This window comes from Microbacterium sp. P2_F9 (assembly GCF_056403635.1).
Genome location: NZ_JBFUFC010000430.1, coordinates 1 through 516, shown reverse-complemented (window position 1 = coordinate 516; position 516 = coordinate 1). Strand labels below are relative to the sequence as shown.

The 516-nt window shown below is 72.5% G+C and carries 1 protein-coding gene; it reads left to right on the top strand.

Going from position 1 to position 516, the window contains the following annotated elements:
- Positions 1-36: 36 nt before the first annotated feature.
- Positions 37-516: hypothetical protein (locus AC1DVT_RS20560; protein WP_477391287.1), on the top strand; the 480-nt coding region annotated here is incomplete at its 3' end.

Genomic DNA, 516 nt, shown 5'->3' with positions numbered 1-516 from the left:
GTGCTGGCCCCCCGCACCTTGTCACGATGGAGTGTCATGAAGTCCGTCCGCCGCCCTGCCGTCGCGCTCGGCACCATGCTGGTCCTGGTCCTGATCCAGGCGATCGCCGACCCCACCGGACTGCTGGCCCTCGTCGGCTGGTCCGGGGCGATTCCGACGCTCGCTGCCGGCATCTGGCAGTTCGCGCCCTACGTGGTGTACCTGCCCGTCCTACTGGGCGTCGTCTGGTGGGTGGCCGTCCGAGCGGGCGACCGGTACTGGACGCTCGTTGCCGGAGTGGTGCTCGCCGTGCTGCTCGCGCAGGCTGCCGCGTGCCTGGTGATGTCGTGGGATCTCTCGGTCGCCGGCTGGGCAGCGGGCTATGTCACGGCCAAGGCGGCGCCGGCGGCGCTCATCGTCGCCGCGGTGACGCGCTGGTTCGGCGGCAAGAGTGAGCGGGCGCGCCGTGCGCCCGGCGCGATCTGGCTTCCGGCGGCCCTGTTCGCGGCGGTCACGCCGCTCCTTGCCGGCCTGTTG